The organism is Chromohalobacter canadensis (genome assembly GCF_034479555.1).
In the GTDB taxonomy this organism is placed as follows: domain Bacteria; phylum Pseudomonadota; class Gammaproteobacteria; order Pseudomonadales; family Halomonadaceae; genus Chromohalobacter; species Chromohalobacter canadensis.
This window is the reverse complement of record NZ_CP140151.1, coordinates 539,905-554,312: the sequence shown is the minus strand read 5'-3', so window position 1 is coordinate 554,312 and position 14,408 is coordinate 539,905. Positions and strand designations below refer to the sequence as shown.

General features: G+C 59.3%; 13 protein-coding genes. 10 read left to right on the top strand and 3 right to left on the bottom strand.

Going from position 1 to position 14,408, the window contains the following annotated elements; all coding sequences use genetic code 11:
- Positions 1-3: 3 nt before the first annotated feature.
- The gene (locus SR908_RS02715) at positions 4-1,134 is read right to left on the bottom strand and encodes a DUF5924 family protein (protein ID WP_246925363.1); all 1,131 of its coding nucleotides are present in this window, start codon (positions 1,132-1,134) and stop codon (positions 4-6) included.
- 341 nt (positions 1,135-1,475) lie between these two features.
- On the opposite strand from SR908_RS02715, the gene fadB reads away from it, so the two are divergent.
- The 3 genes from fadB to SR908_RS02700 all read left to right on the top strand — a co-directional run bounded on the left by fadB (position 1,476) and on the right by SR908_RS02700 (position 5,675).
- Positions 1,476-3,659: a fatty acid oxidation complex subunit alpha FadB gene (gene fadB / locus SR908_RS02710; protein ID WP_246925360.1), complete on the top strand. Its 2,184-nt coding sequence runs from the start codon at positions 1,476-1,478 to the stop codon at positions 3,657-3,659.
- Between the two features lie 26 nt (positions 3,660-3,685).
- Complete coding sequence (gene fadA / locus SR908_RS02705) at positions 3,686-4,864, top strand: acetyl-CoA C-acyltransferase FadA (RefSeq protein WP_246925357.1); 1,179 nt, start codon at positions 3,686-3,688, stop codon at positions 4,862-4,864.
- Between the two features lie 208 nt (positions 4,865-5,072).
- Positions 5,073-5,675: a Yip1 family protein gene (locus SR908_RS02700; RefSeq protein WP_246895548.1), complete on the top strand. Its 603-nt coding sequence runs from the start codon at positions 5,073-5,075 to the stop codon at positions 5,673-5,675.
- Between the two features lie 143 nt (positions 5,676-5,818).
- Here SR908_RS02700 and SR908_RS02695 read toward each other — a convergent pair whose 3' ends face one another.
- A complete protein-coding gene (locus tag SR908_RS02695; RefSeq protein ID WP_246925339.1) occupies positions 5,819-6,415 on the bottom strand; it encodes an inorganic diphosphatase in 597 nt (198 codons plus the stop codon).
- 178 nt (positions 6,416-6,593) lie between these two features.
- Positions 6,594-7,478: a LysR family transcriptional regulator gene (locus SR908_RS02690; protein WP_246925336.1), complete on the bottom strand. Its 885-nt coding sequence runs from the start codon at positions 7,476-7,478 to the stop codon at positions 6,594-6,596.
- A 109-nt stretch (positions 7,479-7,587) separates the two neighbouring features.
- On the opposite strand from SR908_RS02690, the gene SR908_RS02685 reads away from it, so the two are divergent.
- The 7 genes from SR908_RS02685 (at position 7,588) to SR908_RS16735 (ending at position 14,289) form a co-directional block, all read left to right on the top strand.
- Positions 7,588-8,469 carry a HalD/BesD family halogenase gene (locus tag SR908_RS02685; protein WP_075368694.1) on the top strand — a complete coding sequence of 294 codons (882 nt, stop codon included), beginning with the start codon at positions 7,588-7,590 and terminating at the stop codon, positions 8,467-8,469.
- 84 nt (positions 8,470-8,553) lie between these two features.
- A complete protein-coding gene (locus tag SR908_RS02680; RefSeq protein WP_246925333.1) occupies positions 8,554-9,837 on the top strand; it encodes a M24 family metallopeptidase in 1,284 nt (427 codons plus the stop codon).
- Positions 9,838-10,033: 196 nt separating this feature from the next.
- Positions 10,034-11,521, top strand: a complete 1,488-nt coding sequence (locus SR908_RS02675; protein WP_246925329.1) for a CoA-acylating methylmalonate-semialdehyde dehydrogenase — start codon at positions 10,034-10,036, stop codon at positions 11,519-11,521.
- Positions 11,522-11,937: 416 nt separating this feature from the next.
- Positions 11,938-12,537 carry a hypothetical protein gene (locus SR908_RS02670; protein ID WP_246925326.1) on the top strand — a complete coding sequence of 200 codons (600 nt, stop codon included), beginning with the start codon at positions 11,938-11,940 and terminating at the stop codon, positions 12,535-12,537.
- A gap of 121 nt (positions 12,538-12,658) precedes the next feature.
- Complete coding sequence (locus SR908_RS02665) at positions 12,659-13,351, top strand: HNH endonuclease signature motif containing protein (protein WP_246925323.1); 693 nt, start codon at positions 12,659-12,661, stop codon at positions 13,349-13,351.
- Positions 13,348-13,989 carry a hypothetical protein gene (locus SR908_RS02660; protein WP_246925320.1) on the top strand — a complete coding sequence of 214 codons (642 nt, stop codon included), beginning with the start codon at positions 13,348-13,350 and terminating at the stop codon, positions 13,987-13,989. Before SR908_RS02665 ends, SR908_RS02660 begins: the two co-directional genes overlap by 4 nt.
- 3 nt (positions 13,990-13,992) lie before the next feature.
- A complete protein-coding gene (locus tag SR908_RS16735; RefSeq protein WP_378075682.1) occupies positions 13,993-14,289 on the top strand; it encodes a nucleotidyltransferase domain-containing protein in 297 nt (98 codons plus the stop codon).
- Positions 14,290-14,408: the final 119 nt, after the last annotated feature.

Sequence of the window (14,408 nt, the reverse complement as noted above, 5' to 3'; positions counted from 1 at the left end):
CTTTCATTCATCGTCTTGGGCCGAACCGGCAACCAAGTGACGGATGTTCCAGCCAGGCAAACCCGGGGGTGAATGGATGTCGCCATCGGCATGCGTGGCCTTCGAGGCGTCTTCGTCGACACGAAAACGCAGTGTGCCGATCCGCTGGTCGGTGGCCGTCATCACATCGATCTGCCAGTTCCCTTGTGATGCCGAGGGGAAGTTCTGCTTGTGCGTCCAGGCGCGGTAGCCCTGCTCGCGTCCCCCGCGGATGACCAACGGTATGCGATCGACCACTTCGCCATTGTGCCGCCACACGTGATAGATCTTCTCGCGTAGGCCACGTGGCGCGCGAATTGCGGTGTAAGCGTACAAGCCTTGCCCCGAGAGTGTCGATGGGGTCAGCACGCTTTCGCCGCGCGGTTCGCGGGCCTCGACATCGAAGCCCGGTGAGAGGGCGTTGCCGGAGAGCCACAGCGTAGCCGGCGGAATCCACACTCGTCCCATCCAGGCCGCCGAGGCCAGCACCACGATCAGCCCGATCATCGCCAGCCAGCGCCACAGTCCTTGAGGCTGCATCAGGTTGATCAGGCTGGGCACGCTGAAGATCGCCATGGCCACGATAGCCAGTAGCAGGCTCTGACCGGTGGTCAGATGCAGCATGATCGGCAATGTCACCAACACCACCACGAACACGCACAACGCATGGAACATGAAGTACAACCAGCGATGGCGTTGCGCGAGGCCGAAATACAAGGGGTCGAGAATCGCCAGCAGGCCGCAGCTGATCAGCAGCAACGTGAACACCGCCTGTCCGCTTGCCCACACCGTGGTGGCAAGGAAAAACGGCAATGCGAAGAATAACGTCTCCTGGTGAATGAGCTGCGCGATGAAGGTCGTCACCATGCGTGGCAGACCCGGCTGGCCGTGAAAGTTGAGCAACCGGGTCAAGAGACTCTCGGCCAACAACAGGCACCAGGCGAACAGCAATCCCAAGGCCAGCACTGCGCCCAGCCATTGCTGACGATTGACCAGGAAAAACCCCAGCAAGCCGATGACGAACGCCGTCGGCGGCCACAGCCAGGCATAGCGTTTGAGCTTTTCGACAAGCGGCGTAATGCGAGCGAGCAGTGTCGCGCTAGCGGGTAAGGACATGAGGCGTGTGGATGTTCCGATGCAGCGTGTAATAAAAGGGAGTGCGTAAAAAAGCGGCGCGATGGTTGGCGGATCGCAAAGATGCCTATCCTATCAGGAGTCGGTCGTGTCCGGGAGCTGTCTTGTCGGGATGTGCCTCGTCGGGATGTTCTCGATGGGACGTGTTTCAACGCGACCATTCGCTAATGGCGGAAGACTTGACGCCACCGCTTGGCTGGCGCAAGCTGATCTACATTCAAACGACTGTATGAAAGTGTGCGAGGAGCAGCGCCACGCCCGAGCTCGGCGCATGCCTCCTTCGTGAATCGTGAGGTCCAGGCCAACAGCAGGGAGAGCCCTGAATGATTTATCAAGGTAACGCCATCACGGTGGTGCAGCGCGATGACGGCATCGCCATGCTGACCTTCGATGCGCAAGGCGAGTCCGTCAACACGCTCTCGAGCAAGGTGATCGAGGAGTTCGAAGCGGCCCTGGCGGCGCTTGGCAAGGCAACGAATGTCAAAGGCCTGGTCGTCACCAGCGCCAAGGACGCCTTCATCGTCGGGGCAGACATCACCGAGTTCCACGGCATGTTCCGCCGCGACGAAGACTTCCTGGTCGACATGAACACGCGGGTGCACCGTATCTTCAACACCCTGGAGGATCTGCCTTTTCCCAGCGTGGCGGCGATCAACGGTTTGGCGCTCGGCGGTGGCTGCGAAATCACCCTGGCGTGCGATTTCCGGGTCATGAGCGACAACGCCAAACTGGGCCTACCCGAGACCAAGCTGGGGATCGTGCCGGGCTGGGGTGGTTGCGTGCGTCTGCCGCGCTTGATCGGCGCCGACAACGCCATCGAGTGGATCTCCGGCGGGACGGAAAACCGTGCCGACGCCGCCTTGAAGGTCGGCGCGGTGGACGCCGTCGTCTCAGGGGACGCCCTGGAAGCCGCCGCGCTGGATATTCTGGGCCGCGCCAACGCCGGTGAGCTCGATCACCAGGCGCGCCGCAGCGCCAAACAGTCCCCGCTGATGCTCAACGCTATCGAGCAGATGATGGTGTTCGAGACCGCCAAGGGCTATGTGGCGGGCAAGGCGGGGCCGCATTACCCAGCCCCCATCGAGGCGATCAAGGTCATCCAGAAGGGCGCCGGTGAAGGCCGCGAACGCGCGCAGGCCATCGAAGCCAAGGCGTTTGCCAAGCTTGCCAAGACCGACGTCTGCTATCACTTGGTCGGCTTGTTTCTGAGCGATCAACTGGTCAAGAAAAAGGGCAAACAGTACGCCAACCAGGCGGCCGCCGTGAACAAGACGGCGGTGCTGGGCGCGGGCATCATGGGCGGCGGTATCGCCTATCAGAGCGCGTACAAGGGCACGCCGATCCTGATGAAGGACATCAAGGAAGAAGCGCTGCAACTGGGCCTGCAAGAAGCCCGCAAACTGCTCGGCAAGCAGCTCGAGCGTGGCCGCCTGAGTAGCGACCAAGTCGCCGAGGCGCTGTCCAACATTCGCCCCACGCTCTCCTATGGCGACTTCGGCGATGTCGATCTGGTGGTCGAAGCCGTGGTCGAAAATCCCAAGGTTAAGGAAGCCGTGCTGGCCGAGGTCGAGGGCCTGCTCGACGACAACGCCACGCTGACCTCGAACACCTCGACGATCTCCATCGACCGCCTGGCGGCCAATCTCAAGCGTCCCGCAAACTTCTGCGGCATGCACTTCTTCAACCCCGTGCATCGTATGCCGCTGGTTGAGGTCATCCGTGGCGAGAAAACCAGCGATGCCGCCGTGGCCGCGACCGTGGCGTATGCCCGGCAGATGGGCAAGACCCCGGTCGTCGTCAACGACTGCCCGGGTTTTCTGGTCAATCGCGTGCTGTTCCCCTATTTCGGCGGCTTCAGCCTGCTGGTCGAGCAGGGCGCCGACTTCGAGCGCGTCGATAAGGTCATGGAAAAGTTCGGCTGGCCCATGGGCCCCGCTTACCTTCTGGATGTGGTGGGCATGGACACCGCCGTGCACGCGCAGACGGTGATGGCGGAAGGCTTCCCCGAGCGCATGGCGCAGGAAGCCAATAATGGTGGCAAGACGGCCATTCAGCGCATGTACGACGAGGACCGCCTGGGCCAGAAGAACGGCAAGGGGTTCTATCGCTACGAGGAAGACAAGAAGGGCAAGCCCAAGAAGGTCTCCGATGAGCAGGCGCATGCGCTGGTCGAAGAAGCCGTCGACACTCGGGGCGAGTTCAGCGATGACGATATCATCGCGCGCATGATGGTGCCGCTGTGTATGGAAGCCGTACGCTGCCTGGAAGATGGCATCGTGGCGACGCCGGCCGAGGCGGACATGGCATTGATCTACGGCATCGGTTTTCCGCCGTTCCGGGGTGGGGCATTGCGTTATATCGACGCGCTGGGCGTCGATGCGTTCGTCGCCCAGGCCGAGACGCTGGCCGAGGAACTGGGACCGCTTTATCGCCCCACCGAGCGGCTGCGTGACATGGCTGCCAAGGGCGAGCGTTTCTATCCCGACACGTCCGAATCCGATCAATGAGCCACCACGCAACGAGGAGCGCGAAAATGAGTTTGAATCCTAGAGATATCGTGGTGGTCGATGCCGTCCGGACCGCCATGGCCAAGGCCAAGCACGGTGCTTTCCGCAACGTGCGCGCCGAAAATCTATCCGCCTCGGTGATGCAGGCACTGTTCGATCGCAACGCCAACCTGGTGCCTGCGGAGGTCGACGACGTGATCTGGGGCTGTGTCAATCAGACCCTCGAGCAGTCCATGAATATCGCGCGCAATGCCGCGATCATGACCGGGATTCCGCGCAGCGTGCCGGCGCAGACGGTCAATCGCCTGTGTGGCTCGTCGATGAGCGCGCTGCATATCGCCACGGCCAACATCAAGGCCGGCATGGGCGACTTCTACATCATTGGCGGTGTCGAGCACATGGAACATGTGCCGATGGATCATGGCGTCGACGTCAACCCTGCGGCCAGCAAGTACGCCGCCAAGGCCGCCATGATGATGGGCCTGACCGCCGAGCTGCTGGGCAAGATGCACAATGTCGGCCGCGAGGAGCAGGACGCGTTCGGCGTGCGCTCGCATCAACGCGCAGTGGCCGCCAACGAAAACGGCTACTTCGACAACGAGATCGTCGGTGTAGAAGGGCACGATGCCGATGGCTTTCGGCGTCTGATCGACCGCGACGAGGTGATTCGCCACGACGCCAACCTGGAAGACATGGGCAAGCTCAAGCCGGTTTTCGACCCCAAGGGCGGCACGGTTACGGCGGGCACGTCCTCGGCGCTCTCGGTCGGCGCCTCGGCGCTGGCGGTGATGAGTTACGAGCGCGCACAAGCGCTAGGGCTCGAGCCTCTGGCGCGGGTGGTTTCCACGGGCGTCGCCGGCTGCGATGCCTCGATCATGGGCTACGGCCCGGTGCCCGCGACGCAGAAGGCCCTCAAGAGCGCGGGCCTTAGCATCGACGACATCCAGACCGTCGAGCTCAACGAAGCCTTCGCCGCGCAGTCGATCCCAGTGCTCAAGGACCTCGGCCTGCGCGAGCGCATGGACGATGTCGTTAACCTGAACGGCGGCGCCATCGCGCTGGGGCACCCGCTGGGCTGCTCCGGTGCGCGTATCTGCACCACGCTGCTCAACGTCATGCGCCAGCAGGACACCACCTTGGGCCTGGCGACCATGTGCATCGGTATGGGCCAGGGCGTGGCCACGGTGTTCGAACGCCTCAAGTAACGCACTACCCGCTTTTCGCCTGAAGTACAGCGACCACAAAGCGACACTCGCCATGAGTGTCGCTTTTTAATGTGTATGCCGTTTCAATCGGTAAATCTGATATTACTGACCAAAATACTGACTACACTGATAAAAACGTCGCGGCGCATCGAATCATTACGTGGGCCGCGACGTGATACGCATATCGGCGATGGAGGAGGTGTTTTCTATGCTCACGCATGTCTGGGGACTCTTGGCGCACCCGAATCGTGAATGGAAGCAGATCCACGACGAAAGGGAGACCATCATCCACCTCTACAGTCACCATGTTCTGGTAATGGCACTGATCCCGGTGGTGTGTGCGTTCATTGGTACCACCCAGGTCGGCTGGGATTTCGGTGGTGGGCATACCATCCAACTCAACTATCTGGACGCCTTCTTCGCGGGGGTCGCCTTCTATGTGGCGATCCTGCTGGCGGTGGGCTTCATGGGCTCGGTAATCCACTGGATGGCGCAGCGTTATTCCAGTCCCCCGAGTCGTCGACGCTGCATCATCTTCGCCGGCTACGTCGCCACGCCGATGTTCGTCGGCGGCGTCGTCGCCCTCTATCCATTGGTCTGGCTGTGCATGCTGGCGACCATCATCGGGCTCTGCTATAGCGCCTATCTGCTGTATCTGGGTATTCCCAACTTCCTCGACATCGGCGCGGAAGAGGGTTTCATCGTCACCGGCTCGACGCTGGGTATCGGCGTGCTGGTACTCGAGGCGTTGCTAGCTGTGACAGTATTGCTGTGGGGCTACGGCGCCAAGTTGTTGGGCATCGACTTGTAGAAAGTCGCTGAGAAGGCGTGTCGAGTAGAGAGTGTCGAGAGGGAATGTCGAGCAGCACCCTTCGAGCACTCTGGAATATCCATGCTAGCCAAACGCCAACGGCGCCCCGCGGGGCGCCGTTGGTCTTCCAGGGCCGCCCTTCGTTACTGCTGGGCTTGGTAGGCGTCGAAGGCTTGGGAGAGGATGTCACGCGCCTCGCCGGCATCCCCGAAGCCGTTCAATTCGATATCGCCGCCTTCCGGCAGGTCCTTGTAAACGCGGAAGAAGGCATTGAGCCGCTCGGTCTGCATGGCCGGGAGATCCTCGATGCCCTCGATATCGGCGTAGCTGGGATCCACGGCGTCGGTGGGGACGGCGATGATCTTGTCGTCGGCTTCGCCGTCGTCGACCATCCGCAGCACGCCGATGGCCCGGACCTCGATCACGGCGCCGGGATAGATGCTGTCACGGGTGAGCACCATCGCGTCCAGCGGGTCGCCATCGCCACCCGCCGAGCTGGTGATGGAGCCGTAGTTGGCGGGATAGCGGACCGGCATCGAGACATAACGGTCGACGATCAACTGGCCGTGCTCGGCATTGATCTCGTACTTGGTGAAGCTCCCGGCGGGAATCTCGTTGACCACATGGAAGCTGGCCGGTGCGTCATCGGGTTGCGGATAGTCGAAGACGTTCGGCTGCGCCTGGGCGGACGCGGTGAACAGTAAGCTGGCGGCGATCAGGAAAGGGGAGATGATATTCATGAGACCTCGCGTTGTTGTGTGAGGGATGAGGTCTCAGCCTATGCAACGAACGATGACACGTGCGTGACACCGTCCTGAGTGGCTTTTCATAGTGAGCGCCGTGAGCAGAAATTGCCGTCGTCTTTGGCCCACGAGGCTCTCAAACGCCAACGGCGCCCTTCGGGGCGCCGTGTTGCGTTCAGCCTTCTGCGGCCACGTATTCCAGCGACTCCAGCGAGTCGGTCGCGGTGACGATGCTCTCCAGCTCGTCGCAGAAGGCGACGAAGGCGTCGCTGGAGTGGCCCGGCGTGCGGTGCATTTCGATCTCGACGTGCCCGAGCGGCGGCAAACCTTCTTCCTCGCCGACGATGCGACAGCCCTCGGGGACGCTGCGCGGGGTCTTGACCGTGGCGGCCAGCCCGGCCTGTACCGGCAGATTGATGCCGGTGGGGGAGCGGCTGGAATAGCGCACGTCCCAGCGCCGCTCGGTGGGCCCCAGCGCGGCGAACGCATGAGCGCGGAAAATGCAGCCCTCGGGGTTCAGCGCCAGGGGCAGAATCTCCCAGTCGTCGATGGCGCGGTCCTCGGCTACCACCCACACCATAGGCTCGCGGCCCAGCAGGCGACCGGTCTGCGTGGGGCCATGGCGCACCACCAGCGCGACATCCAGAAGCCCCTCCTGGAAGTCATGCACCAACGAGCCGCTGATGCTGCAGCTCACTTCGAGGCGCACCTCGGGAAAGTGAGCGGCGAAACGCGGCAGTAGCTCGGGCAGGTAGGTACTCGCCTGTTCCTCGGAGGTGCCCAGGCGGATCAGCTCGCCCTGGCGGTCCACCCCCATCACCCGCCGTGCCTCGTCCTGAAGCTTGAGGATATGCCGGGCGTAGGGCAGCAAGCGCCCGCCCGAAGGGGTCAGCATGACGCTGCGGCTGGTGCGCTCGAACAGCGACTCGCCCATCTGATCCTCGAGCCGCTTGATCTGCAGGCTGACCGCCGACTGCGTGCGATGCAGCACCTTGCCGGCGGCGCTAAAGCCCTCGCACTCGGCGACGGTGACGAAGGCGCGGAGCAGGTCGGTGTCCATGATCTATGAGCCTTTGCAATCTTTTTGATCTTAACCATTCATTTCTATTATTGAACCTGCCTCTCTACCCTGTCCATACGTTATTGGAAAAAGTCAGGAGCAGATCCGCATGTCAGCCAACGCCATGCAGGCAAACGACAACGCACTTCACGGTCTGATCGATCTCGAGCGCTATCCCATCGACCAGCTGGACGGCGAGCGCGGCCGCGCCCTTATCGAAGAGTGCCGTGCCCAGCTCGGTCAGGACGGCTGCGTGGTACTCAAGGGCTTCGTGCCCGACGAGGCCCTGACACGGCTGGAACGCGAAACCGAGCGACTCTCGCCGGAAGCGCATTACAACCAGACCGAGACCAATCCCTACAACAGCGACGGCGACCCCAGCCTGCCGGCCTCGCATCCCAAGAACCGCTTCGGCGACCGCACCAACGGCTTCGTCGCCGGGGACCGCATCGACGCCGACACCATCATTCGTCAGGTCTACTCCGACCCCGGCTTCCAGCGCTTCATCGCCAGCGTGGTGGGCATGGAAGAGATTCACCAGTACGCCGATCCGCTGGCCGACCTGGTCGTCAACGTGCTGCGCGAGGGCTGCCAGCATCCGTGGCACTACGACACCAACGAATTCATCGTCACCATGATGACGCGCCAGTCCCACGGCGGCGGTCGGTTCGAGTACGCGCCGGGCATCCGCAGCCCCGAGGGCGAGAACTTCGAAGGGGTGGAAAAGGTCATCGACGGCGACCGTTCGCAGATCAAGTCGCTGGATCTCCAGCCGGGCGACCTGCAGGTCTTCTTCGGCCGCTATTCGCTGCACCGCGTGACCCCGGTGGAAGGCGACCGCGAGCGCCACACCGTGATCTTCGCCTACGCCAAGGAGCCGGGTTTCATCGGCCGCCCCGAGCGCGCCAAGCGCATCTTCGGGCGCATGGCGCCGGTTCACGAGCGTCTGCTGGAAGAGGGCATGCAGCGCAGCGATAGCCTAGCCGACTAGGCGCTGTCCGAAACGTACCTGCGCTTGCCGCCCCTAACAAGACGCCTTCGCGGCCCTATAAAGATAGACATAGAGAGCTTGATCATGAGCATCGTCGACTTCGAAAACCTGACCGACAACGAACCCAACGCTATCCCGGTCGTACCTTCCGCCCCCATGGCTAACGGCGACAGCATTCCCACCGCCTTCGACCCGGTACAACTGCGCGGCGGGCGCCTCAAACGTCTACGCGCGATGATGGCCGAGCAGGGCTACGCCGCGCTGGTGCTGTTCGACCCGTACAACCAGCGCTACGCCACCGGCTCGCGCAACATGTTCGGCTACTTCCTGCGCAACTCCACGCGCTACATCTACGTGCCGCTCGAAGGGCCGGTGATCCTGTTCGAATACCCGGGCAGCGCGCACGTCTCCACCTGGCTCGAGACCATCGACGAAGCGCGCACCTCCAAGGTGGTGTGGTCCGCCGTCAATCAGCGCGACAACATGTCCTCCGACCCGTTCGGCATCGAGATCGCCGAGCTGATGGAAGAGCACGGCAAGGGCAACAAAAAGATCGGCATGGACCGCTGCACAATGAATCTGGCCCGCTCGCTGGAAGCCCAGGGGCTGGATGTCTATGACTGCATGCAGGACACCCTGCATTGCCGGCGCATCAAGACGCCCGAGGAAATCGCCTGCCTGGCCCAGTCGATGGCCGGCAGCGAGGCCGCCGTGGCCGAGGTGGAAGCCGCGATCAAGCCCGGCATCACCGAAAACGAGTTGTTCGCCATCATGTACGGCGATGTCATCCGCCAGGGCGGCGAGTTCATCGAGACGCGGCTGCTGTCCTCCGGCCCGCGCACTAACCCCTGGTTCAACGAAGCCAGCAACCGGGTGATCCGCCCCGGCGAGTTGGTCGCGCTGGATACCGACACCATCGGCTGCCACGGCTACTACTCCGATTTCTCACGCACCTTCCATGTCGGCCCCGGCAAGCCCACCGCCTATCAGCAGAGTCTCTACCGGATGGCCTATGACCAGGTGCACCACAACATGGGCATCCTCAAACCGGGCATGAGCTACCGCGAGATCGCCGAAAACGCCTGGAAGATTCCCGAGCGCTTTCTCGACCGCCGTTATCCCTCGATCATCCATGGCGTCGGCATGCACGGCGAGACCCCGCTGGTCGCCCACCACATGGATTTCGACCGCTTCTCCAAGGACGGCATCCTCGAGCCCGGCATGGTGGTCTCGGTGGAAAGCTACATCGGCGAGGTCGGCGGCGCCGACGGCGTCAAGCTCGAAGAGGAAGTGCTGGTCACCGACACCGGCATCGAAAAACTCTCGCGCTATCCGTTCAGTGAGGCCCTGCTCGGCAGAGAATTTTGAGGAAACACTGCATAAATGTCTGCGCGGGCAAATCACTTCGTTGTTCGGTGCGCGGAATCCTCACCTATACCCCATAGGCTCCGGTTCCTGTGCTCCGTACGCCTCGTGCTTTACGCCGCTCGCCGATTTATTCAGCGCTTCCTTAAGCGTACCCGTATCCCGACATGACGCCCATATTCGATAGAGCAAAGTTGTTATGACAGACGTATACCACCGGATCGCCGGCGAGCGGCTGACAAGCGAGCGCACCATCGACGTGCTCAACCCGGCCACCGCCGCGCCGGTTCGCCGCCTGGCGATGGCCGATACCGCCACCGTGCAACGCGCCATCGACGCCGCCCGTGAAGCTCAGCCCGCCTGGCGCGACATGCCGCCGGCCAAGCGTGCCCAGGTGATGTACCGCTTCAAGACCCTGCTCGAGCGTGACGCCGACGAGATCTGCGCGCTGGTCAGCGAGGAACACGGCAAGGTGCTTGAGGACGCCATGGGCGAGCTCAAGCGCGGCATCGAGAACGTCGAGTACGCCTGCGGCGTGCCGGAACTGCTCAAGGGCGAGTACTCCCACAACGCCGGGCCGGGCATCGATACCTGGTCCAACCATCAGCCGCTGGGCGTCGTCGCCGGCATCACGCCGTTCAACTTCCCGGCCATGGTGCCGCTGTGGATGTATCCCATGGCGCTGGCCTGCGGCAATGCTTTCATATTGAAGCCCTCCGAGCAGACGCCCTCGGCCGCCGTGAAGATGGCTGAACTGCTCGACGAAGCCGGATTGCCCAAGGGGCTGTTCAGCGTCGTCCACGGCGACCGCGAGGCCGTCGACGCGCTGATCGAAGCCCCCGAAGTGCGCGCGCTGTCGTTTGTCGGCTCCACCCCCGTGGCCCGCAAGATCTACGAGGGCGGCACCCAGCAGGGCAAGCGGGTGCAGGCGCTCGGCGGCGCCAAGAACCACGCCGTGGTGCTGCCGGATGCCGATCTCGACAACGCCGCGAGCACCCTGATCGGCGCCGCGTACGGCAGTGCCGGCGAGCGCTGCATGGCGATCTCCGTGGCTGTGTGCGTGGGCGACGCCACCGCCGACGCCCTGGTCGAGCGTCTCGCCGCCCAGGCCCGCGAGCTCAAGATCGGCCCGGGCACCGAGCGCGGTCTCGACATGGGCGCGCTGATCAACGAAGGCCAGCGCGACAAGGTCGCCGATTACATCGGGCAGGGCGAACGCGCCGGCGCCGACCTGGTGGTCGACGGCCGTGAGCACCCGCTGGTGGAAGGCTCGCCCGGCTACTTCCTCGGCGCCACGCTGTTCGACCGCGTCACGCCGGAGATGAGCATCTACCGCGACGAGATCTTCGGCCCGGTGCTATGCGTGGTGCGCGTCGAGACCTTCGAGGACGCCATCGCCCTGATCAACGCCCACCAGTACGGCAACGGCACCTGCGTGTTCACCCGTGACGGTGAAGCAGGGCGCCGCTTCGCTGATGCCATCGAAGTCGGCATGGTCGGCATCAACGTTCCGCTGCCGGTCCCCGTTGCCTTCCACAGCTTCGGCGGCTGGAAGGACTCGTTGTTCGGCGACCTGCACGCCTACGGTCCCGACGCCGTGCGCTTCTACACCCGCCGCAAGGCCATCTCCCAACGCTGGCCGAAGCGTAGCGACCAGGAAACCGCCCAGTTCAGCTTCCCCTCCTGAACCACCCGGATGGCTGAACCCCACGCCCGCGTCGCTCACACCGGCGCGGGCGTTTTTGTATCCACGTCTTTCGTGTAGCGCTATGTTAATCGACGTTAAACTAAGCTAGGTTCAGTATTGTTTGGTATTGCCGATACAACCTGATGAACCGGGTGGTGGAGCGTTCAGTGCTTCGCTTGGCGGTAGCGTGGGCGAAGCGGTAGCGGGGCAGGGGATCGTATTGGTTCCAGGGTGACAGAGCCGACAAAAGCAGCAGGCACGCGAATTCTGCATAACGCGCCGAACTTTTCTTAGTGTATTTAAAATCAAAAGCTTAAGAGCGACAAAGCGGGCTTGCTAAGATTTTTGAACGCGCCTGCTTGTTAAAGTGAGGAAATGAGCGCGCTGTCTAATACCTGTTATGTCTATGGAAGCATATGAGAAGATTTAGTGAGGAAGAGCAAGAAATAATACGTCGGCTTGTCGAAAGCGACGGTTATTCGAGAAATATTGTTAATCTAATTGATGGTCGTGGACTTGAAGGTGTGCGATTTTCAATGGATCGCACAACGTTATCTGCCGAGTTACTTTTCGAGGCGATAGGCCAAACTCCATCGGACGACGAGGTCCGGCTAATGGGTAGCCGTCAAGAAAGCATTGCCAAGATGATACTGAGCTATGTGGCACTGTTTCGTTACTTGGAAAAGCATGATCTGGTGATTACTTACAAGCCAGCTAATTCCAGCGGAAACATCATAGAATTCGGTTTAGGTGCAGTGAATCTTCCTGCGCATCGCTGGAAGCTAAATGATAAGAGCCTTGCCGGTTTGGTTGCTGAATATTATGACAAAGAAATTATTCCGACCCGCCCACTTAAACATCTCGTTGAGAATGATTTTATCCCTGACGAGGAGAAAAGGTTCAAATCCCAAATGCGAGCGACATGGACGGCTATCGGAACCTCGATAATCATAGGTATTCTGAGCCTTGCAGTGGGTGGTACTTTGATTTACCTGAATGTGGCAGGCAAGACATAACAATGCGCGGCACGCGGATGGCCTTGCCTTCGCTTCGCTAAGTCAAAGCCACCGGTGCGCTTAGCGTTAGAATTCTATGTGCCAACGAAAGAAGAACTTATGAAAAAAGAAGAAGTAACTCATGGCATCACGTAAAGCAATATCAACTGAAATCAAATTACGGCTATTTTCTGATTCAGCAGGTTATTGTCAAAACCCTGATTGTCTTCAACCGCTTTACCCAGCAGAAATGGGCGGTGAAAAACATATTGCAGAAATGGCTCATGTTATACCTCATGGAGAAAAAGGGCCGCGTCATGAAGAGCGACCTACTAAAGAATTTGAGGCAGATTCATTTGAAAACCTCATACTACTGTGCCCAACGTGTCACACAATCATCGATAAGGCGCCAGATGGTTTCAGTAGGAGTACATTGCTAGGTTGGAAAAGTAAACATTTAGTAGCATTGGCTCACAGTCAAGGAATACAAACTTACGAGGATCGTAATCAAGCTAGGGAGGCTGTGGCTGCAGCTATGGCTGAAAACAAGGCTATATGGAAAGAATATGCCCCTGTAGATGGGGGGAGCTTCGATTACAACCCAGAATCTGAAGCAGCCAAGACATGGGAAAATAGGATGCGAGGAGTAATTCTTCCGAACCATTTTCGCATCGAAGCAATTATTAAGAAAAACCAATGTCACATGGATCCTGATGAACAAGAAACTTTTGCTCGATATCAGGAGCATGTTAGAGGTTTAGCAGCGCGACATATTGGTGGTGTTGCCGGAGAAGCACTCCGCTACCCAGCGGCTATGGACGGAATTTTTTCATGATGTGGCAAATTAAATTCGCTCTTGAATATCTGCATGAGAACACAAGTTTAGTTTCGGCGGAACATATCCGAGATGATGCTATTAAAATAGAGCTTCATGATGGAAGCGAAGTAATTGCAATCATCTCTGCATCATACAAAATTACGCGGGAGCTAGTAGCTCAATATCATTCTTATTTTCCAAGGATGAACTTTCTTTGTGGCTATAGAAAGGAATGCATATGGGAAGGAGAGGCTATAAAGTATGCACAAGAAAACCAAATTGGATGGGGTAATGCAGGTTCGCTAAGTGATGCTGTCGAATCCGGTGATTTTATAAAAGCTGAACATAAACTATACTTTTTCTCATATAGGCTCATAAGGCAAATGGGCTCAATTGCTGAATTAAATCGAGAGTACGACCGAGTTTTTACTATGTCGTTAAAAAGTGGGAAAAACTACCGTGTTGGCATGATTATGGAGTACGAGCCTACCGCAGATTCCATACGAACTTTTTGGGATCAATTTGGCCCAATTGATATTGCCTGGAACATAAATCCCAATGGCAGTCCAACTCAGCAAGCAATAAATGCCGGCTTGGAGCTTGGGTGTGAAGTAGTGAAATGGGAAGAGTTAAAACAATTAATGCGAGGCCGTTAGCAAATGAATGCGTCTAAAGTAGCAAAACACATATTGATGTCCTGCCCAACTTTATCTGAGTTTCATGCTTACATGTTCGGGTCATCTCTAGCAGGTGTCGGTAGTGACTTCGATATACTTATAATTGGACCCTCAGGTATAGCTTTGTCACAGCTCAAGTCAGAAATAAGAGATGCGGGAAGTATGTTGCCTTTGGATGTTATATACATGCTTCCTGAAGAAGCCGAAGAAACTAACTTTGTAGCAAAGCAAAATTGCATATCATTTGAGCAGCTATGCAAGCTTAATAGTGCAACATGAAAAAATACTCTACTATCGATGATTAAAAGTAGAAATTTTGATATTAAAATAGTCAGCAATTCTAACAAGCGCATGTTGTCGGACTGGTTTTCCGCTGCGCTCCAAACCAGCCGCAAATG

Excerpts from the sequence above, each read along its gene's own strand:
- SR908_RS02700 (WP_246895548.1), top strand. The coding sequence starts at position 5,073 with ATGCTCACGCATGTCTGGGGACTCTTGGCGCACCCGAATCGTGAATGG.
- SR908_RS02695 (WP_246925339.1), bottom strand. The coding sequence starts at position 6,415 with ATGAATATCATCTCCCCTTTCCTGATCGCCGCCAGCTTACTGTTCACC.
- SR908_RS02675 (WP_246925329.1), top strand. The coding sequence starts at position 10,034 with ATGACAGACGTATACCACCGGATCGCCGGCGAGCGGCTGACAAGCGAG.
- SR908_RS02715 (WP_246925363.1), bottom strand. The coding sequence starts at position 1,134 with ATGTCCTTACCCGCTAGCGCGACACTGCTCGCTCGCATTACGCCGCTT.
- SR908_RS02670 (WP_246925326.1), top strand. The coding sequence starts at position 11,938 with ATGAGAAGATTTAGTGAGGAAGAGCAAGAAATAATACGTCGGCTTGTC.
- SR908_RS02665 (WP_246925323.1), top strand. The coding sequence starts at position 12,659 with ATGGCATCACGTAAAGCAATATCAACTGAAATCAAATTACGGCTATTT.
- fadA (WP_246925357.1), top strand. The coding sequence starts at position 3,686 with ATGAGTTTGAATCCTAGAGATATCGTGGTGGTCGATGCCGTCCGGACC.
- fadB (WP_246925360.1), top strand. The coding sequence starts at position 1,476 with ATGATTTATCAAGGTAACGCCATCACGGTGGTGCAGCGCGATGACGGC.
- SR908_RS02690 (WP_246925336.1), bottom strand. The coding sequence starts at position 7,478 with ATGGACACCGACCTGCTCCGCGCCTTCGTCACCGTCGCCGAGTGCGAG.
- SR908_RS16735 (WP_378075682.1), top strand. The coding sequence starts at position 13,993 with ATGAATGCGTCTAAAGTAGCAAAACACATATTGATGTCCTGCCCAACT.
- SR908_RS02685 (WP_075368694.1), top strand. The coding sequence starts at position 7,588 with ATGTCAGCCAACGCCATGCAGGCAAACGACAACGCACTTCACGGTCTG.
- SR908_RS02680 (WP_246925333.1), top strand. The coding sequence starts at position 8,554 with ATGAGCATCGTCGACTTCGAAAACCTGACCGACAACGAACCCAACGCT.
- SR908_RS02660 (WP_246925320.1), top strand. The coding sequence starts at position 13,348 with ATGATGTGGCAAATTAAATTCGCTCTTGAATATCTGCATGAGAACACA.